General features: G+C 63.5%; 18 protein-coding genes. 11 read left to right on the plus strand and 7 right to left on the minus strand.

What is annotated here, in order from left to right; all coding sequences use genetic code 11:
* The first annotated feature begins 126 nt into the window (after positions 1 to 126).
* The 7 genes from BPNPMPFG_RS02660 (at position 127) to BPNPMPFG_RS02690 (ending at position 6,621) form a co-directional block, all read left to right on the plus strand.
* Entirely contained in the window at positions 127 to 654 is a 528-nt protein-coding gene (locus tag BPNPMPFG_RS02660; RefSeq protein ID WP_258593125.1) for a flavin reductase, read from the plus strand.
* On the plus strand, positions 651 to 1,580 hold the full coding sequence (locus BPNPMPFG_RS02665) for an AAA family ATPase (RefSeq protein ID WP_258593126.1): 930 nt from the start codon (positions 651 to 653) through the stop codon (positions 1,578 to 1,580). The genes BPNPMPFG_RS02660 and BPNPMPFG_RS02665 overlap by 4 nt, the downstream gene beginning before the upstream one ends.
* Before the next feature lie 3 nt (positions 1,581 to 1,583).
* Positions 1,584 to 2,828: a vWA domain-containing protein gene (locus BPNPMPFG_RS02670; protein ID WP_258593127.1), complete on the plus strand. Its 1,245-nt coding sequence runs from the start codon at positions 1,584 to 1,586 to the stop codon at positions 2,826 to 2,828.
* 51 nt (positions 2,829 to 2,879) lie between these two features.
* On the plus strand, positions 2,880 to 3,218 hold the full coding sequence (locus BPNPMPFG_RS02675) for an XdhC family protein (RefSeq protein WP_258593128.1): 339 nt from the start codon (positions 2,880 to 2,882) through the stop codon (positions 3,216 to 3,218).
* Between the two features lie 6 nt (positions 3,219 to 3,224).
* Positions 3,225 to 3,929 carry an XdhC family protein gene (locus BPNPMPFG_RS02680; protein WP_258593129.1) on the plus strand — a complete coding sequence of 235 codons (705 nt, stop codon included), beginning with the start codon at positions 3,225 to 3,227 and terminating at the stop codon, positions 3,927 to 3,929.
* The gene (locus tag BPNPMPFG_RS02685; RefSeq protein ID WP_258593130.1) at positions 3,926 to 5,536 is read left to right on the plus strand and encodes an NTP transferase domain-containing protein; all 1,611 of its coding nucleotides are present in this window, start codon (positions 3,926 to 3,928) and stop codon (positions 5,534 to 5,536) included. The genes BPNPMPFG_RS02680 and BPNPMPFG_RS02685 overlap by 4 nt, the downstream gene beginning before the upstream one ends.
* A gap of 236 nt (positions 5,537 to 5,772) precedes the next feature.
* Positions 5,773 to 6,621, plus strand: a complete 849-nt coding sequence (locus BPNPMPFG_RS02690) for an alpha/beta hydrolase family protein (protein WP_258597043.1) — start codon at positions 5,773 to 5,775, stop codon at positions 6,619 to 6,621.
* Positions 6,622 to 6,644: 23 nt separating this feature from the next.
* Here the strand turns inward: BPNPMPFG_RS02690 and BPNPMPFG_RS02695 are convergent, their stop codons facing one another.
* The gene (locus BPNPMPFG_RS02695; RefSeq protein WP_258593131.1) at positions 6,645 to 7,697 is read right to left on the minus strand and encodes a DUF1176 domain-containing protein; all 1,053 of its coding nucleotides are present in this window, start codon (positions 7,695 to 7,697) and stop codon (positions 6,645 to 6,647) included.
* Positions 7,698 to 7,837: 140 nt separating this feature from the next.
* Between BPNPMPFG_RS02695 and BPNPMPFG_RS02700 the strand changes: the two genes are divergently transcribed.
* On the plus strand, positions 7,838 to 8,344 hold the full coding sequence (locus BPNPMPFG_RS02700) for a DUF1993 domain-containing protein (protein WP_258593132.1): 507 nt from the start codon (positions 7,838 to 7,840) through the stop codon (positions 8,342 to 8,344).
* Between the two features lie 53 nt (positions 8,345 to 8,397).
* Here BPNPMPFG_RS02700 and BPNPMPFG_RS02705 read toward each other — a convergent pair whose 3' ends face one another.
* On the minus strand, positions 8,398 to 8,562 hold the full coding sequence (locus BPNPMPFG_RS02705) for a hypothetical protein (RefSeq protein WP_023810361.1): 165 nt from the start codon (positions 8,560 to 8,562) through the stop codon (positions 8,398 to 8,400).
* Positions 8,563 to 8,973: 411 nt separating this feature from the next.
* On the opposite strand from BPNPMPFG_RS02705, the gene BPNPMPFG_RS02710 reads away from it, so the two are divergent.
* The 3 genes from BPNPMPFG_RS02710 to BPNPMPFG_RS02720 all read left to right on the plus strand — a co-directional run bounded on the left by BPNPMPFG_RS02710 (position 8,974) and on the right by BPNPMPFG_RS02720 (position 11,945).
* The gene (locus BPNPMPFG_RS02710) at positions 8,974 to 9,447 is read left to right on the plus strand and encodes a hypothetical protein (RefSeq protein WP_258593133.1); all 474 of its coding nucleotides are present in this window, start codon (positions 8,974 to 8,976) and stop codon (positions 9,445 to 9,447) included.
* 114 nt (positions 9,448 to 9,561) lie between these two features.
* Positions 9,562 to 10,629 carry an aldo/keto reductase gene (locus BPNPMPFG_RS02715; RefSeq protein ID WP_258593134.1) on the plus strand — a complete coding sequence of 356 codons (1,068 nt, stop codon included), beginning with the start codon at positions 9,562 to 9,564 and terminating at the stop codon, positions 10,627 to 10,629.
* Between the two features lie 47 nt (positions 10,630 to 10,676).
* Positions 10,677 to 11,945 carry a cysteine desulfurase-like protein gene (locus BPNPMPFG_RS02720; RefSeq protein ID WP_258593135.1) on the plus strand — a complete coding sequence of 423 codons (1,269 nt, stop codon included), beginning with the start codon at positions 10,677 to 10,679 and terminating at the stop codon, positions 11,943 to 11,945.
* Between the two features lie 15 nt (positions 11,946 to 11,960).
* Here the strand turns inward: BPNPMPFG_RS02720 and BPNPMPFG_RS02725 are convergent, their stop codons facing one another.
* The 5 genes from BPNPMPFG_RS02725 to BPNPMPFG_RS02745 all read right to left on the minus strand — a co-directional run bounded on the left by BPNPMPFG_RS02725 (position 11,961) and on the right by BPNPMPFG_RS02745 (position 17,673).
* Positions 11,961 to 12,989 carry a histone deacetylase family protein gene (locus BPNPMPFG_RS02725; RefSeq protein WP_258593136.1) on the minus strand — a complete coding sequence of 343 codons (1,029 nt, stop codon included), beginning with the start codon at positions 12,987 to 12,989 and terminating at the stop codon, positions 11,961 to 11,963.
* Positions 12,986 to 13,498, minus strand: a complete 513-nt coding sequence (locus BPNPMPFG_RS02730; protein WP_258593137.1) for a GNAT family N-acetyltransferase — start codon at positions 13,496 to 13,498, stop codon at positions 12,986 to 12,988. Before BPNPMPFG_RS02730 ends, BPNPMPFG_RS02725 begins: the two co-directional genes overlap by 4 nt.
* 211 nt (positions 13,499 to 13,709) lie before the next feature.
* Entirely contained in the window at positions 13,710 to 14,639 is a 930-nt protein-coding gene (gene kce, locus BPNPMPFG_RS02735; protein WP_258593138.1) for a 3,5-dioxohexanoate:acetyl-CoA acetone transferase, read from the minus strand.
* Between the two features lie 3 nt (positions 14,640 to 14,642).
* Positions 14,643 to 16,028: an aminotransferase family protein gene (locus tag BPNPMPFG_RS02740; RefSeq protein WP_258593139.1), complete on the minus strand. Its 1,386-nt coding sequence runs from the start codon at positions 16,026 to 16,028 to the stop codon at positions 14,643 to 14,645.
* 1 nt (position 16,029) lies between these two features.
* A complete protein-coding gene (locus BPNPMPFG_RS02745; protein WP_258597044.1) occupies positions 16,030 to 17,673 on the minus strand; it encodes a N,N-dimethylformamidase beta subunit family domain-containing protein in 1,644 nt (547 codons plus the stop codon).
* Positions 17,674 to 17,680: the final 7 nt, after the last annotated feature.

Below are 17,680 nucleotides of genomic sequence, written 5' to 3' on the forward strand. Positions count from 1 at the left end.
AAGACCTAAAGGCTGCCCGGCCTTGGTGCAACACGCGAATTTAAGGATATGGGCCAAGCACTTCGCTTGTGACGCGTCATGTCTGGCCATATATGTCGGTGGGATACAGGCTATGGAAAATCATCAGTGCTGAAGAAGAACGACATTGGGCCGCAGGCCTATCGCGACGCGATGAGCCATTTTGCCGGCCACGTTCATGTGGTTACCACCGATGGGCCGGCGGGCAAGCGCGGCGCGACGGTGATCGCCGCCTGTTCAGTGTCGGACACGCCGCCGACCATTCTGGTCTGCCTTAACCGCGAAAATCCCAAGAATGAGCCGTTCGTGAAAAACGGCAGGTTTGCCCTGAACACGCTAGCTTCGCATCAGGAGCCACTGTCGATCGGCTTTTCCGGCGTTACCGGCCTGCCGGTCGAGGAGCGTTTCGCGCTCGGTGAATGGGACGTGATCTCGACCGGCGTGCCGACGCTGAAGGGTGCACTCGCCGTGTTCGACTGCGAACTGATCGACACCAAGGACCTGGCAACGCATCGTGTGCTTTTTGGCAAGGTGACAGGCCTGCGCATCGGCGATAATTTGCGGCCGCTGATCTACCACGCCCGCGGTTACCACGTTCTGGAAAGCGGAGCGGCGGCGTTCATGGAGAAGGAATGACCGAGCTGAAACCGCGCGCCGCGCCGCGGACGATCGATGAGACGCTCGATCTCCTGACCGGTGCGGACTATGTGGCGGACCGGTCGCTGGCGACCGTGCTGTTCCTGTCGCTGCGCATGAAACGGCCGCTGTTCCTCGAGGGCGAGGCCGGCGTCGGCAAGACCGAGATCGCCAAGGTGCTGGCGCAGGCGCTGGGCCGCCGGCTGATCCGCTTGCAGTGCTATGAAGGCCTCGACGTCTCGTCCGCCGTCTACGAGTGGAACTATGCCGCGCAGATGATCGAGATCCGCATGGAGGAGGCGGCCGGCAAGGTCGACCGCTCCGCCATGGAGCGCAATGTCTTTTCCGAAAAGTATCTGATCCGCCGCCCGGTGCTTGATGCACTGACCGGCAAGACAGGTGCCGCCCCGGTCTTCCTGATAGATGAACTCGACCGCACCGACGAGGCCTTCGAGGCCTTCCTGCTAGAAATCCTCTCGGATTTCCAGGTGACGGTGCCCGAACTCGGCACCATCAAGGCGGAAGAGCCGCCGATCGTCATCATCACCACCAACCGCACCCGCGAGATTCACGACGCGCTGAAGCGGCGCTGCCTCTATCACTGGGTCGACTATCCCAATGCCGAGCGCGAGCTGGAGATCGTGCGCCGAAAGGTGCCGCTGGCCAACCAGCGGCTTTCGGCCGAGGTGGTCTCCTTCATCCAGAAGCTGCGCCAGATCGAACTGTTCAAGGTGCCGGGCGTCGCCGAAACCATCGACTGGGCCGGCGCGCTGACGGAACTCGACAAGGTGGCGCTCGATCCGGAAACCGTGTCCGACACGATCGGCGTGCTGCTGAAATACCAGGACGACATTGCCCGCATCGAACAGGGCGAAGGCCGGCGCATCCTCAACGAGGTGAAGGCCGAGCTTTCGGCGGCGGAGTAGACGATGCCTCGCCCCGAGCCGAAAGAGGCGACAGCGGACGGACGGATCGCCGCCAACATCGTCTATTTCGCCCGCACTTTGCGCAAGGCCGGCATGCGGGTCGGGCCGGCCTCGGTCAAGGATGCCATCGAGGCGGTGCTGGTCGCCGGCATCGGTTCGCGCGACGATTTCTATTGGACGCTGCATGCCGTGCTGGTGTCGCGGCACGAGGACCACGCCACCTTCGACGAAGCCTTCCGGCTGTTCTGGAAGTCGCGTGAGCTGATCGAAAAGATGCTGGCGATGTTTTCGCCGGTGGCGCCCGACACCAGGGAGAAGCAGAAGCCGCGCGCTGCCGAGAACCGAGTCAGCCAGGCGATGTTCGAGGGCCACCAGAAGAACCAGCCGGCCCAGGAAATCCCCGAAATCGAGGTCGACGCCCGCTTTACCTTTTCCGGCAACGAGGTGCTGCGCGGCAAGGACTTTGCCCAGATGAACGCCGCCGAGATGGCGGACGCAAGGAAGGCGATCGCGCAGCTGCGATTGCCTGTCGACATGGTGCGGACGCGGCGCTTCAAGGCCGATGCGCATGGCCGCCGCATCGACCCGCGCGCCATGATGCGTTCGGCGGCGCGCACCGGCGGCGAATTGATCCTGCCGAAATTCCGTTCGCCGCGCGAGGTCCATCCGCCGCTGGTGGTGCTGGCCGACATCTCCGGCTCGATGAGCCAGTACACCCGCATCTTCCTGCATTTCCTGCATGCGCTGACCGAAAAGCGCCGCCGCGTGCACACCTTCGTCTTCGGCACCAGGTTAACCAACCTGACCCGGCAGATGCGCCATCGCGATCCCGATGCCGCACTGGCCGACTGCTCGGCGGCGGTCAAGGACTGGTCGGGCGGCACCCGCATCGGCGACACCTTGGCCGAGTTCAACAGGCTCTGGTCGCGGCGCGTGCTGGGGCAGGGGGCGGTGGTGCTTTTGATCACCGACGGGTTGGAGCGCGACGATGTCGCCGGCCTGTCGGAGGAAATGGAGCGGCTGCAGAAATCCTGCCGTCGGCTGGTCTGGCTCAACCCGTTGCTGCGTTTCGACGGCTTCCAGGCTCGTGCCCGAGGCGTCAGGGCGATGCTGCCGCATGTCGACGAGTTCCGCTCGGTGCACAATCTCGATGCACTCACCGATCTCTGCGCCTCGCTGGATAAGAAATCGGCGCGGTCCGTCGACCCGCGCCGCTGGATCGAAGCTGGCACGAGGCACGCCGCGTAGCCATATGATGTCCTGGTTCCCTTGGAAAAACAGACCCTGAGAGAAGCAACGATGAGCGACAGCATTTATCTCGATGAGGCACGCGATCCACTGATTATCGCGGAAGGTTGGATGAAGGACGGCAAGGATGTCGCTATCGCGACCGTGGTCGAGACCTGGGGCTCTGCACCACGCCCGGTCGGCAGCCACCTTGTCATCGACGCGGACGGCAATTTCCACGGCTCCGTTTCGGGCGGCTGCGTCGAGGGAGCGGTGGTGACGGAAGCAATCGACGTGATCGACAGCGGCAAGGCCAGGATGCTGGAGTTCGGTGTCGCCGACGAAACAGCCTGGCAGGTCGGCCTGTCCTGCGGCGGCCGCATCAAGGTCTATGTTGAAAGATTGGGCTGACCTTTTATGGACCCGTATGCGCTGAAAACGCTCAACACGGAACGCCGTGCCCGCCGCGCGGCGATCCTGGTCACCGACCTCGGTGACGGCCGCGATCGCATCGTGCGCGAGGGCGATCAGGTCGCCGGCGATCTCGGCGCTGCGATCGCCAAAGCGTTCCGCACAGGCAATTCCGGTTCGGTCGAGGCCGAGGGACGGACCTTCTTTCTTAATGCGCATCTGCCGCAACCACGCCTGGTGGTGATCGGCGCCGTCCATATCAGCCAGGCGCTGGCGCCGATGGCCAGGATCGCCGGCTATCCCCTGGAGATCATCGATCCGCGCACCGCCTTCGCCACACCGGACCGCTTTCCCGATGTCGCCTTGCATGCCGAATGGCCCGAGGATGTGCTGAAGCGCCAGCCGCTCGACAGCTACACCGCACTCGCCGCCGTCACCCATGATCCGAAGGTCGATGATTTTGCGCTAAAGGCGGCGCTCGATGCCAGATGCTTCTATGTTGGAGCGCTCGGCAGCCGCAAAACCCACGCCAAGCGCGTCGAACGCCTGCTGGCGCTGGGCGCGAGCGCCGAGCAGATCGCCCGCATTCACGCGCCGATCGGGCTCGACATTGGTGCCGCAAGCCCTGCCGAGATCGCTGTCGCGGTGTTGGCGCAGGTCGTCCACGCCTTTCGTTCACGCGGCTTAGAGTCCAAGGGTGCTGCGGCGTGAAATTCGGCCCGATCCCGATCGAAGCGGCCGAAGGCGCAGTGCTGGCGCATGCCACCACCGCCGGAGAGCGGCGTTTTCGCAAGGCGCACAGGTTGAGCGCCGAAGACGTCTCCGTGCTTAAGGTGGCGGGTGTCACGCAGGTCGTTGCGGCCGTACTGGCCCCGGACGATCTCGGCGAGGACGTCGCCGCGCAGGAAATAGCCGAGAGCATGGCCTTTCGCGGTGTCGAGGCCAGGCCGGCCGCCACCGGACGGGTCAATCTCCATGCCGGGTCAGCAGGCATCTTCACGGTCAATGCCGCGATGATCGACGCCATCAACGCCATCGATCCGACCATCACCATTGCCACGCTGGCGCAGCATGCCCCGGTCGAGAAGGGGCAGATGGTCGCGACCGTGAAGATCATTCCTTTCGCGGTCGCCTCCGCGCTGGTCGACAAGGTCACGAAAATCTGCGCCGGCGGCGAGATCTTTGCCGTCAACGCCTATCAGCCGGTGCGTGTCGGCGTCATCCAGACGGTTCTGCCGGGTATCAAGCCGAGCGTGCTCGACAAGACATTGCGCGTCACCGAAGCGCGGCTGGCGCGCTCGGGGGGCAGGCTGACGGCGGAGCGCCGCACGCCGCACGAGATCGCACCGGTGGCGGAGGCCGCGGCTTCGCTGGCGCGCGACAATGATCTGGTGGTGATCTTCGGCGCCTCGGCGATGAGCGATTTCGCCGATGTCGTTCCGGCCGCGATCGAGAGAGCTGGAGGTACCGTCATCCGCGCCGGCATGCCGGTCGATCCCGGCAATCTGCTGGTGCTCGGCACGCTCCACGGCAAGCGCGTCATCGGCGCGCCCGGTTGCGCCCGCAGCCCCAAGGAGAACGGCTTCGACTGGGTGCTCGACCGGTTGATTGCTGGCCTTGACGTGACCGCCAAGGATATCGCCGGCATGGGCGTCGGCGGGCTGTTGATGGAAATCCCGACGCGGCCGCAGCCCCGCGAACCGCTACCGGCCAAAAGTCAGCTCAAGGTCGGGATCGTGCTGCTGGCGGCTGGCCGATCGAGCCGCATGGGCGGGCCAAACAAGCTTCTGGCGCTGTTCGACGGCAAGCCTTTGGTGCGCCGCACCGCCGAACGTGCACTCGGCTCGAAGGCCTCGGGCACGATTGTCGTCACCGGCCACCAGCGCGAGCGGGTACGCGCGGCGTTGGCAGGGCTGGACGTGACTTTCGCCGACAATCCCGACTTTGCCGAAGGCCTGTCCACCTCGCTGAAGGCCGGCATTGCCTATCTGCCCCAAGACTCCGCCGGCGTGATGATCGTTCTCGGCGACATGCCGGGTGTCGCGTCGGACGATCTCGACAGGTTGATCGATGCGTTCCGCAACGCCGGCGGCAATTCGGTGGTGCGCGCCTCGCATGACGGCAAGCGCGGCAACCCGGTGCTCTTGCCGCGTTCGCTGTTTCCAGCGATCGCCCATCTGGAAGGCGACACCGGCGCGCGCCACCTGGTCGAAACCGAAGGGCTCGATGTCATCGATGTCGAGATCGGCGAGGGCGCCTCCGTCGATGTCGACACTCGAGAAGCGCTGGAAGGCGCCGGCGGCGTGCTGCAGGATTGACAAAGCGAAGTAGAAAAACGCATGCCTTGGGCATGGCTATTCGTACCGTTGCACCCCCCTCTGGCCTGCCGGCCATCTCCCCCTCAAGGGGGGAGATCGGCGGCTTCCATGGCGGCGTCCATCTTGCAACTTTAGAGATTGGCGAAAGCCAAAGGCGCATCCAATCTCCCCCCTTGAGGGGGAGATGGCCGGCAGGCCAGAGGGGGGCGGTCACGCTCCATGCCTTTCTGATTTCGATATTTTTCCTGTTTTCCGCCGCCCAAGCCAAGGCTCTCGAACTAAAACCCTTCAAGGATGACCTCTTCGCCTATCCGGCCACGCTGTCGTCCGACGCCAACGGCGCCTATACGGTCTTCGATTACCGCGAGATGCGCGACATCAACCAGCGTGACGAGGTGCCGGAGCGTCGGGTGCATGCCCAATACACCGACACCAGCGTGCGCAAGGTGCAGCAGGATCTGCTGCTGAAGACCGATGCCGGCGACGTCAGGCATGTTGCCGTCGGCAAGACCGACGGTGCAGGCATCATCGTGCTTTACCTGCACGGGCAGGGCGGCAGCCGCAAGCAAGGCGTCGACGACTTCACCTTCGGCGGCAATTTCAACCGGCTGAAGAACTTGATGGCAGGCAATGGTGGCCTCTATCTGTCGCCTGACTTTCCCGATTTCGGCGACAAGGGCGCGGCGCAGGTCGCTGCCCTGATCGATCACTACGCCCAACAGTCACCCGGCGCGAAGATTTTCGTCGCTTGCGGCTCGATGGGTGGCGCCCTGTGCTGGAAGCTTGCCGCGCGCAAGGACACGGGCGGCCGCATCAACGGCCTGCTGCTGCTCGGCTCGCTGTGGGATGAGAGCTTTTTCGCCAGCCCCGCCTTCAAGCGCCGCGTGCCGGTCTTCTTCGGCCAGGGCAGCCATGACGTGGTCTTTCCCGTGGCAAACCAGGAGGCCTTCTTCCGCTCCATCCTGGCCAAATCGAAGACCTATCCGACCCGCTTCGTCCGTTTCGAGACCGGCACCCACGGCACGCCGATCCGCATGACCGACTGGCGCGGCACGCTCGACTGGATGCTGTCGAAAGCGCCCTGATCGCTGTTGTGCCCGTCCAACGCTCAGGGCGCGGTGTTGTAGTCGACAACCGTCTGCGGATTTTCCTGGCCGTCATAGGACGCATCGACGTCGAACTGGACCAGCGAGAAATTGCCATTGCGGAACAGATACGTCCCTGAGTCGGATGCATCGCCGACGCCGCGCCACTTGTTGAAAGTGGTGATCGTGTGGGCAGCCTCGTCATAGTCGGAATTGACCGCCCAGCCTGTCGTCTGGAAGCCGACGATGCTCATGCCTAGCAATTTGCCGTCGCTGTTGTTGTTCTCATAGCGGATGTCCATCTTGGGTTCGGCGAACTGCAATTGCTGCACGCCCGACGCTTCGTCGGTCATGTAGTAGACTGAGCTTTCATTGTACGCAGCAGCCGAGCAGGAGAAATGGAACAGGCGGGTTTCCTTGTCGGGATCGCCGGCGGCGGCGTCCTTGTCCTTGTATTTGATCGAAAAAACGGTCGGCTCATTGGCCAGAAGCTGCTTGTCGCACTGGTCGCCATAGGTCGCCAGGAAGGCCTTCTTGGCCTGTTCCAGCGCCGCATCCTTCTTCGGCGGCGGCGGGCCGTCGCCGCAGCTTGGCGGCAGTGCCTCCTCGAAGTTGGCCGTGGACGGCTTCAGCGCACCCTTTTCGATGTGGATAGGATCGAAAGGCGGCGCCGCCTGGATCTGGGCATTCACCTGGCGCAGCGTGTAGCAGCCTGCAAAGACTTTTTCACCGCCGCTCTTGTCGGTGGCGCGGATGGCGACAGGGACGTTGTAGAAAATGCTGCCGGCGGCACCTTCGTCTGAAACGGCACCGGTATCGACCTCGACCTTGTCGGTGCCGTCATAGCCCTTGACGAAACTGTCGAAATCCTTTGCCGGCTTCGTATCGCCGAAATAACCCCAGGCGCGGGCGAATTCATGCCGGTTGATGGCGCTGTAGAGCGAGCGGATGACAGCTTCGGCGCTTGATCGATCGTCGACATAGGGTGCTTGGGGGGCATCGTCGGCGGCCAGTGCCGTCTGGCCTGTCGTGGCAAGGGAGAGAAAGGCAGTCGCTGCGAAAAGGGCGCGTCTCATCGGGAATCTCCGCTCGGTGGGCAGAGTCTACTATGGCGATTGCGGCAACGTGGTGACGCAGCGTCTGTGGTGCTTGAAAAATCGTGCGCGAAGGCGCTACGTCCCGTGCGCCGGCGTTTAGGCCGAACAGGAGATTTGACGTGACGATATCGATGTACGAGGCATCCGTGCCTGTGTTTTCGGCAAGGCTGAAAGCACTTTCCACTGTACTGGCGGCAGCCGAACAGAATGCGCTTGACCGCAAGATCGATCCGCAGGTGTTTTTGACGTCGCGGCTGGCGCCCGACATGTATGCGCTGACCCGGCAGGTGCAGATCGCGACCGACCACGCCAAGGGCGCGCCGTCACGGCTCGCCGGTCGCGACGTGCCGAGATATGAGGACAATGAGGCCAGTTTCGCCGATCTGGAAGCAAGGATCGCCAAGACGCTCGCGCTTCTGGAGACCTTTTCGGCCGCCGAGTTCGACGGCTCCGACGACAAGACGATCGAGTTGAAGCTGGGAAGCCGTGAAATCTCGATGGGCGGCATGCAGTATCTGCTGCATCTAGCCATGCCCAACTTCTACTTCCACCTCACCACCGCTTACGACATCCTTCGCCACAATGGCGTGCCGCTGGGCAAGGCGACGTTCCTGGGAGCGCGTTAAGCCACCGAGGTTTTCGAGATGTCCCGGATGATCCGGGACATCTCGCGACCGGGTTACCGAATCGACATTTCGCGGGCGATGCGCGGAAAGTCGGCGGGTTTGATACCGATGTCGGCGCGGTCGGCGTTGCTCATCGAATGAAGCAGTGCGAGCGCCGAGCGGTATCTCAGATGTTCCTGCGGGCGCGGCCGGGCGAACATTTCAGTGAAGAAACCCATGTTCAGGCTCCTGGTTGGTCCTCCACGGCTCCCAATATAGGTGAATCGTGACAATTGTGCAGTGCAGCATTTGCATGCCTGCCATGTGCTGGTGATTTTTTTGGCCATATTTCTGCAGCAGGGCGAAACTTCTACCCCGCGCCAACCGTAAGCTTGAACGCTGGCACACGGCCGGCTTTTCCTCGCCACTCCTGGCGAATTCCGGACTGCATGAAAGTGCAGTCCGGCTTTTTGTTTTGGGATTGCGGATGCCCGTTGTTCTGGGATTTCGGACGCTCGAGCAGCGATCCAGGCAGCGGCTAAATTCGTTGAGATCGGTGGCATGCATTTTTAACGAGCCGGTTCTATGCTCCGAAGCGTGCATAGGGGGAGGCTGACATCGCTACTGGCGCCAAGCGGGATTTCGCTTCGTTGCTCGACGACCTTTTCGTCGCCTCCGATAAGGGCGACGGGATCGAGGGCGACGAGACCGGTGCACGCCCGTCCATCCCGTTCGATTACCTCTCGGTGGCCGATGAACTCCATTCCGGTCGCATCAAGGTAGCGGGCAGCAGCTTTGCCACCGAATATCGCGAGGCGGGTGCCGATCTGGCGACCGAATTCGCCGCATTACTCGATCATGCCAAACTGGCTCTCGCCGGCGAAGAGCAAAAGCCCGAGGAAAAGCTGCCGCCGATCGACCCTGAAGCCATTGCTGTCGAGCTTGGTCTGAACAAGCCCAAGCAGGTCGCCGATTTTAGCCGCATGCGCCGCAGCTTTGCCTTCGCCAACCATCCGGACCGTGTCGCTCCGCATCTGCGCCAGCGCGCCATGATCCGCATGCAGGTGGCCAACATGCTGATCGACGAGGCCAAGCGCCGCGCGGTGGCCGGAGTGCGCCGCTAACTTCAGGTTCACGCAAAAGTCGGTCTGACGCTTGGAGAGCGCCTCTGTTGTCCTGTAGGATGCGGTTTCCTCCCCGCGCCGCCGCGGAACCCTTTCCCTCCGGAGCAGATTTCCATGCACAAACGCCGTCTCGGTCGGACCGATCTTCTTGTTACCCAGATCTGCCTGGGCACCATGACCTGGGGCCAGCAAAACACCGAGGCCGATGGGCATGCCCAGATGGACCTCGCCTTTTCGCGCGGCGTCAATTTCATCGACACCGCCGAACTCTACCCGATCCCGCCCAAGGCGGAGACGCAAGGGCGGACCGAAAAGATCATCGGCAGCTGGATGAAGGCCAACGGCAACCGCGACAAGGTGATCCTCGCCTCCAAGGTCGTCGGCCGAACGGCCAACAGCTGGTTTCGCGGCGACAGGCCGTCGCAACTGGTGCGCGCCGATATATTTGACGCCATCGACAAATCGCTGGCCAAGCTCGGCACCGACTATCTCGACCTCTATCAGATCCACTGGCCGGAACGGGACATCCCCTGGGGCGCCAATCCGACGCGCGTCGGTGCCGTACCGCGCCGTGCCGATGCCGCCGGCGCGCCGACTGACGAGACACCGATCGCCGAGACGCTTGCCGTGTTCGACGACCTAGTGAAGGCCGGAAAGATCCGCCATTTCGGCCTGTCGAACGAGAGTTCCTGGGGCGTGATGCGGTTTCTCGCCGAGGCCGACAAAGGGGTTGGTCCCCGCGTCGCGTCGATCCAGAACGCCTACAATCTCGTCAATCGCACCTTCGAGGTGAACCTCGCCGAAGTCTGTGAGCGCGAGCAGGTGTCGTTGCTTTCCTATTCTCCACTTGCACAGGGCTATTTGACCGGCAAATACGACCATGGCGCGCGGCCGCAAGGCTCGCGCTCGCAGCTGTTCAATCGCGGCCAGCGCTACGAGACGCCCAACGCCGCCGAAGCGCAACTCGAATACAATGAACTGGCGCGCTCCTTCGGCCTGGAGCCGGCGCTGTTCGCCAATGCCTATGTCTCGAGCCGGCCCTTCGTGACTTCGAACATCGTCGGCGCCACCACCATCGCGCAGCTCGACATGGCGCTGTCTTCGGTGGAGGTCGTCTGGACCGAAGAGATGCAGAAGGCGGTGGATGCGATCCATCAACGCGTCGGCAATCCCTGTCCTTGATTGGCTTCGGGGTGGAATTATCCAGGAATGACGGAGGGGTGGAGACAATGGTGGATTTTGCGATCGAGGCCGTGCGTGGACGGTTCCCGGCTCTATCGCTGACCGACAAGGGGCGGCGGCGCATCTACCTCGACAACCCCGCCGGCACGCAGGTGCCACAGGCCGTCGCCGACGCCGTGTCGCGCTGCCTTTTGACCACCAACGCCAACCTTGGCGGCTATTTCGAAACGACGGTCGCCGCGCAGGCCGTCGTCGACGAGGCACATCGGGCAATGGTCGATTTCCTCGGCGCGGCAAGCCCCGAGGAAATTATCATCGGTGCCAACATGACGACGCTGACCTATCACATGTCGCGCACGCTCGGGCGCATGCTGAAGCCGGGCGACGAGATCATCCTCACCCGCATGGACCATGAGGGCAACGTCTCGCCCTGGCTGCAACTGGCTGAGGATCTCGGCCTTGTCGTGCGCTGGCTGCCGTTCGACGAAAAGAGCTGGCAGGTCGAAGAGGCGACGCTGGCCGCGCTACTCACCGAAAAGACCCGGCTGGTGGCGTTGAATTACGCAAGCAACCTGACCGGTTCTATCAACCGGGTGAAGGCGCTGACTGCCATCGCCAAAAATGCCGGCGCGCTGGTCTATGTCGACGCCGTGCAGTTCGCGCCGCATGGCCTGATCGACGTGCAAGACCTCGGCTGCGACTTCCTGATCTGCTCGGCCTACAAATTCTTCGGACCGCATATGGGCATATTGTGGGGCCGGCGCGACGTCATCGATGGCCTGAAACCCTACAAATGCCGCTGTTCCTCGAATGGCCTGCCGGAGCGGTTCGAGCTTGGCACGCCGCAGATCGAATTGATGGCGGGCCTCACCGCGGCGGTCGACTATTTCGCCGAACTGGGGTTGGTTGCGGGCGAGGGTGGGTCGCGGAGGCAGAAGATCGCCAGGGCGTTCGAAGTCTCGATCGCCTACGAAAACCCGCTGGCGCAGAGGCTGATCGATGGCCTGTCCGACATTCCGGGCCTGACCATTCACGGCGTCACCGATCCGAAGCGGGTTGGCGAACGCGTGCCGACTGTCTCTTTTACCGTCGACGGCATCGCGCCGGAGACGATCGTGCGGCAGATGAACGCCGAAAACATCTTCCTGTGGTCCGGCCACAACTACGCCTGGGAGATCGTTCACCAGCTCGGCATTCCGGCCGAGCATGGCGTCGTGCGCATCGGCATCGCCCACTACAACACGGCTGCCGAAATCGACGAAACGCTGGAGAGTGTGCACCGGGTCATCGCCATGCTCAGGCAGCAGCGCTCCTGACGCCAGCCTGAATCTTCACCGGCTCTTGCCACCGAATCCGGTGAGGAAGGCGGTAAGGTTGTCGCCGAGTTCGTCGCAGAGGTAGCCGCCTTCCTGGACGATGACCGTCGGCAGGCCGAGCCTGGCGATGGCCTCGCCGATGCGCGAGAAGCCCGGCGTCGTCACCGAAAGCCCGCCGAACGGATCGCCCTCGAACGCGTCGAGGCCGAGCGCCACGACCAGCGCGTCAGGCGAAAAGGCACGAATGCGCTGGAATGCCACCGCAAGCGCTTCGAGAAACGCCGCGTCGGCGGATTTGCGTGGCAGCGGCAGGTTGTAATTGTAGCCGAGACCCGGCCCTTCGCCGCGTTCGTCGGCATGGCCCCAGAAGAACGGATAAAAGCGTACCGGATCGGCATGCAGCGAAACGGTCAGCACGTCCGGCCGGGCGTAGAAGACGCCTTGCGTGCCGTTGCCGTGATGCAGGTCGACATCGAGGATCGCCACCCGCGCTGCCGTCTTGCGCAGAACCTGCGCCGCAACGGCCGAATTGTTGATGAAACAGAAGCCGCCGGCGACATCGGCAAAAGCATGGTGGCCGGGCGGGCGGCACAGCGCATAGGCGGCCGGCGCGCCAGCCATCACGGCTTCAGCGGCTTCAACCGCGCTCCAGGCACTCCAAAGCGCGCTCTGCCATGTCTCGCCGGAGATCGGGCAGGCGGTATCGGCCATGTGATAGCCCGCCTGACCGACCGCCGAGGCCGGATAGGAACCATTGCGCGCGATCGGGTGGATGTTTGGGATCACTTCAGCCGAAGCGCCGTCGATGCGCTGCCAGCGTGCGTAGATGTGCTCGAGGAAATCGAGATATTCCGGCGTGTGCACCGCCGCGACCGGGCCGAGCCCATGATTGCGCGGCCGTTCGACGGTGCAGCCGGCAGATTTTGCGCCGGCTAACAATCGTTCAACGCGTTCCGGTTTTTCCGGATTGGGCTGTGCCGCACCGCTCGAGAGGAAGGCCTTGGGGTCATGGCGTTTCTGTTCCTTGGCATAGAAGGCTTTCATTCCTGCTCCCCACTCTCCGGCGCGTCAGCAAAGGCAAAAAAGGCCTCACCGATGATCTTCTGCGTCTGCTCGTAGCTCGACCAGGCGATGCCCAGCCTTTCATAAAACGCCTTGGCGCCCTCATTGTCGGTATCGACGGACAATCGGAGATACACGCCGCCTTCCCTCCGGCATTCCCGTGCCACTTGGCGCAACAGGCGCTCGCCGATCTTGCGGCCGCGAAACCGGTCCTCGATATAGAGGTCCTGCACATAGACCCCAGGCCGCCCCATCCAGGTCGAAAAGATCGGGAAATGCAGGCAGAGGCCGGCAAATTCGCCGCCGACTTCGGCGATCAGGGTCGAGAAAGCGGGTTTTTCGCCAAAGCCCCAGGTTCTGAGATCGTCTGCCGTCGAGATGATCTCCTCCGGCGCGCCGATATGGGTCCCAAGTTTCAGGATCGCCGCGTGGATGGTGTCGACATCGTCGATCCGGCCGGGGCGGAGGCGTACTTCCGATGCCTCGCTCACGATAGGCAGGGCGCCCAGGCACCCCCCTCTGGCCTGCCGGCCATCTCCCCCTCAAGGGGGGAGATCAGATACCGCCGCGGCTTTCGCCAATTATCTGCGTTGTAGGATGGACGGTGAGACAGAAGCTGCCAATCTCCCCCCTGGAGGGGGAGATGTCCGGCAGGACAGAGGGGGGCGTGACGGATCGCAAACATCTCAAGCTATCATCATCTCAGAACGCCACCCGGTCGCCGCCCTTGAGCGCCAGCATGTCGCGCGCTTCGGTCGGTGTGGCAACCTCCAGCGACAGCCCATCGAGAATGCCACGGATACGGCGCACCTGGTCGGCATTGGATTTCGCCAGCTGGCGTCCGTCATAGAGGCTGTCTTCCAGCCCGACGCGGACATTGCCGCCCATCGCCGCGGCGATCGAGATCAGCGGCATCTGGTTGCGGCCGGCGGCCAGCACCGAGAACTGGTAGCTGTCGCCGAACAGCTTGTCGGCGATCCGCTTCATATGGACGAGATTGTCCGGGTCGGCGCCAATGCCGCCCAATATGCCCAGCACGAACTGGATGAACAGCGGTCCCGACACCAGCCCGCGGTCGCGGAAATGCGCCAGCGAATAGAGATGGCCGACATCATAGCATTCAAATTCGAAGCGCGTGCCGCAACCCTTGCCCAGCCTCTCAAGTACGCTCTCCATGTCGGCGAAGGTGTTCTTGAAGATGGTGTCGCGCGTGGCTTCGAGCAGCTTCGGCTCCCACTCGTGCTGCCATTCCCGTGGCTTGTCGAGCATGGGAAACAGCGCAAAATTCATCGAGCCCATGTTGAGCGAGCACATTTCGGGCTCCGCCCGCAGCGGCGCTGCCAGCCGCTGGTCCAAGGTCATCAGCGACGAGCCGCCGGTGGTGATGTTGATCACCGCGTCCGTCGCCTGCTTGATGCGCGGCAGGAACTGCATGAACACGTCCGGATCGGCGGTCGGGCGGCCATCCCTGGGGTCGCGGGCATGCAGATGCAGGATCGAGGCGCCGGCTTCGGCGGCGGCGATCGCGTCGGTTGCGATCTGGTCCGGCGTCACCGGCAGATAGGGCGACATCGATGGCGTATGCACCGAACCGGTGACGGCGCAGGTGATGATGACTTTTCGCGGCGCCATTTATTACCCCTGGCCTTCGACCGGCAGGTCGAGCTCGGCGGCCAGAACCTCCAGCGAGTCGCCGATGATGGCGACGATCTCGCCAACTTGTTCCCTGGTGACGATCATCGGCGGCGCGACCATGAAATTGTCGCCGTCAACGCCGCCCTTGACCCTGCGGCCATAGATGATGAGGCCGCGCTCATAGGCGAGGTCGAGCAGTCGCTGCGTGGCTTTCTTGTTCTGGTCGATCGGTCGTAGCGTCGCGGGATCGGCAACCATCTCGGCGCCAGTGAGCAGTCCCTTGCCGCGCACATCGGCGATGAACGGAAACCGTTTGGCCAGCCCCTTAAGCCCCTCCATCAGCACATCGCCCATCGCGGCCGCATTGGCGATCAGGTCGAGCCTGTCCATTTCGCCGAGCACGGCAAGGCCGGCCGCGCAAGCCAGGGGATTGCCGGCATAGGTGTGGCCGTGCTGGAAGCCGCCGGAGGCAAGCAGCGGCTGTACCAGCCGCATCGGTGCGGCCAGCGCGCCAAGCGGCGCGTAGCCCGAGCCCAGCCCCTTGGACAGGGCGACGATGTCGGGCTTGCAGTTCCAATGGTCGCCGCCGAGGAATTTGCCGGTGCGGCCGGCGCCGCTCATCACTTCGTCATGGATGAGCAGGATGCCGTAGCGGTCGCAGACCTCGCGGATGCGCGCATAGTAGCTGTCCGGCGCCACCAGGGCAGCGGTCGCCGCACCGCCGATCGGCTCCATGATGAAGGCAACCACGCTCTCCGGACCCTCGGCCAGGATCTTCTCTTCCAGCATGTCGGCATAGCGGACACCACGCTGTTCCATCGACAGGTTGTCGCGGTCGCGCCAGGCTGTTGGCGCCGGCACGGTGGGCATCACCCGCATCATCGGCTCAAACGTTTCGGCCAGCGCGTCGTCGCCGGTGATCGAGAGCGAACCCAGCGTACCGCCATGATAGGAGGGGAAGCGCGTGATCACCTTCCAGCGGCTGGCCTGGCCGGTGGCGACCGCCCATTGCCGCGCCAGCTTGATGCAGGATTCCGTTGCTTCCGAGCCGCCCGAGACGAAGAAGATGCGGTCCATGCCTTCCGGCAGTTTTCCGGCCAGCTCACGCGCCAGCTCCTCTGCCGGCTCGTTCTCGAAATGCAGCCGGTAGGCGAAGGTGGCGCGATCCATCTGCCGCTTCATCGCGTCTAGCACATTGCGGTTGGAATGGCCGATATTGGCGACCATCGGTCCGCTCGAGCCGTCGATGAAGCGGCGGCCATCCTGCGTCCACATATAAATGCCTTCGGCGCGGTCAATCAGCGGCCGGCGCAGGCTGGACAGATAGAACAGATGCGATTGCCGCCGGGCGTCAGTGTCTTGAGCGGCGGTCTGGGTTTTCGGCATGTCAGGACTTTCTGAGGTAGCGATCGAGGACATTTTGGGTGACGCGTTCGACCATCGGGTCTTGTCTTAGCAGGCCGGCGACCCATTCGCAGCTTCCCGCGTGGAACACCTCGCCCTTGCCGCGCGGGAAATTGACGATCATGCCGTTGCCGCGTTTGACTTTGTCCAGATTGGCGTCGCTCGCCTCGCCGAACAGCGTTTCGGCAGTAAAGCGGCCATCCTCGTCGGTGAGGAACTGGTCCTCGATCAGAATATCGGCGCTTTCCTCGACCTGGCTCGCCATGCCGACGGCGAGAACCTGCAAGCCATCCGGCGCGCCGCTGGTGGCGGTTGGGTAGGGCAGGCCGCCGCGTATCTCGAAATCGAGCCCGTCAACCTCATAGCCATAGACATGGCTGTCGGCGCCGAGCAGGTCGCCATAGTAGATGCCGGTGCCGGCGAAGGCCCAGTGTTCGGGCCGGTAGACTGGAAAGCCGCGCACGCCGCGTGGCGCGCACCCACCCCAGCCGGCATAGACGCCCCTGGTGGCGTTGAGCCCAAAGGTTGCGCAACCTGGCCGACCGATTTCCGGTGCCTCCCAGGAATTGGTGGCGCGGGTGACGTCGCCGCCACGGAGATAGGCGGGATCTTCGGTGCGAGCGCGGTATTTATAGCAGACCTGCCGGCGGCCCTCGTCCTCCAGCCGGGTTTGCCACATGAAATTGCCGGCAAAGCGCGCCGCATGACCACCGCGCTCGACATAGGCGTCGACCGAATCGCGCATCTCCCACGTCCAGTATTCGTCATGGCCAACGAAGACGGCGCAGTCGTAGCCGTCGAGAATCTCGGGCGAGAAGTGCAGATCGTGCTGGCTGGCGAGATCGACGGCATAGCCGGCCCGCTCAGCGAAGCGGAAGAAATGGCTGTCGTAGCTCGCCCAGCCGGACGAGGCGTATTTCTTCGAATGGCCGGTGGCGAGCGCCCATTCCATATGCGGATAGCGCGGTATCGTCTTCGGCGGCACGGCCACTTCCAGCGGCACGCGCGGCGCACCTTCCGGCAGCACGACGAAGCCGCGGCACCAGGGGCGCTGTGTCGACACGATGGGCGAATACTGGTTGCGGTTTGGCCCGGTGATGCCCTGGTAGTGGTTGGAGCCGCCAAAAGTGTTGTAGGCGAGCCAGGTTCCCGTCGCCGCCACCTGCAGCACACGGCCGGGCTTCTTGCCGGGCTGCGGGCTGATGATGAAGAGATGATGGCAATGGATCGGCTTGCCATCACGCCCGTCGGCGGTCAGCGTCACCCGATAGGCGCCCGACGGCCAGTCCGCCCCAATCCGGAATTCGAAGGAGGCTTCCCAGCCGCAGCCCTCGGCCGAGCACTGGTCGGGCGTGTCCTGCCAGCGCGCCGCGATGCCCGATTTCTCGAACACTTTTGTCTCCGTTCCGCCATCGCGGATGATCGCCATGTGAAATGCGGAAGCGGTCGAGCTGACATGCAGCGCCACCGTCTCGCCGGCGCGATAGGAGAAGCGGTCGCTGTAGCACCATATCTCGCCGCGCTCGCCATCCATGCCCGGCCACTCGTAATAGTGGCCGCGCACCGCGTGACGGCGCTGCTCCGGCGTCAGTCCGAAATCGGGGAATTCTGTCGGCAGTTGGGTCATCATTCTA

Origin of the sequence: Mesorhizobium sp. AR07 (assembly GCF_024746815.1) — a bacterium.
Classification (GTDB): Bacteria; Pseudomonadota; Alphaproteobacteria; order Rhizobiales; family Rhizobiaceae; genus Mesorhizobium.

Bases quoted from the DNA above. Each gene is read 5' to 3' on its own strand.
- BPNPMPFG_RS02665 (WP_258593126.1), top strand. From the start codon at position 651: ATGACCGAGCTGAAACCGCGCGCCGCGCCGCGGACGATCGATGAGACG.
- BPNPMPFG_RS02670 (WP_258593127.1), top strand. From the start codon at position 1,584: ATGCCTCGCCCCGAGCCGAAAGAGGCGACAGCGGACGGACGGATCGCC.
- BPNPMPFG_RS02675 (WP_258593128.1), top strand. From the start codon at position 2,880: ATGAGCGACAGCATTTATCTCGATGAGGCACGCGATCCACTGATTATC.
- BPNPMPFG_RS02680 (WP_258593129.1), top strand. From the start codon at position 3,225: ATGGACCCGTATGCGCTGAAAACGCTCAACACGGAACGCCGTGCCCGC.
- BPNPMPFG_RS02695 (WP_258593131.1), bottom strand. From the start codon at position 7,697: ATGAGACGCGCCCTTTTCGCAGCGACTGCCTTTCTCTCCCTTGCCACG.
- BPNPMPFG_RS02705 (WP_023810361.1), bottom strand. From the start codon at position 8,562: ATGGGTTTCTTCACTGAAATGTTCGCCCGGCCGCGCCCGCAGGAACAT.
- BPNPMPFG_RS02715 (WP_258593134.1), top strand. From the start codon at position 9,562: ATGCACAAACGCCGTCTCGGTCGGACCGATCTTCTTGTTACCCAGATC.
- BPNPMPFG_RS02720 (WP_258593135.1), top strand. From the start codon at position 10,677: ATGGTGGATTTTGCGATCGAGGCCGTGCGTGGACGGTTCCCGGCTCTA.
- BPNPMPFG_RS02725 (WP_258593136.1), bottom strand. From the start codon at position 12,989: ATGAAAGCCTTCTATGCCAAGGAACAGAAACGCCATGACCCCAAGGCC.
- kce (WP_258593138.1), bottom strand. From the start codon at position 14,639: ATGGCGCCGCGAAAAGTCATCATCACCTGCGCCGTCACCGGTTCGGTG.
- BPNPMPFG_RS02740 (WP_258593139.1), bottom strand. From the start codon at position 16,028: ATGCCGAAAACCCAGACCGCCGCTCAAGACACTGACGCCCGGCGGCAA.
- BPNPMPFG_RS02745 (WP_258597044.1), bottom strand. From the start codon at position 17,673: ATGACCCAACTGCCGACAGAATTCCCCGATTTCGGACTGACGCCGGAG.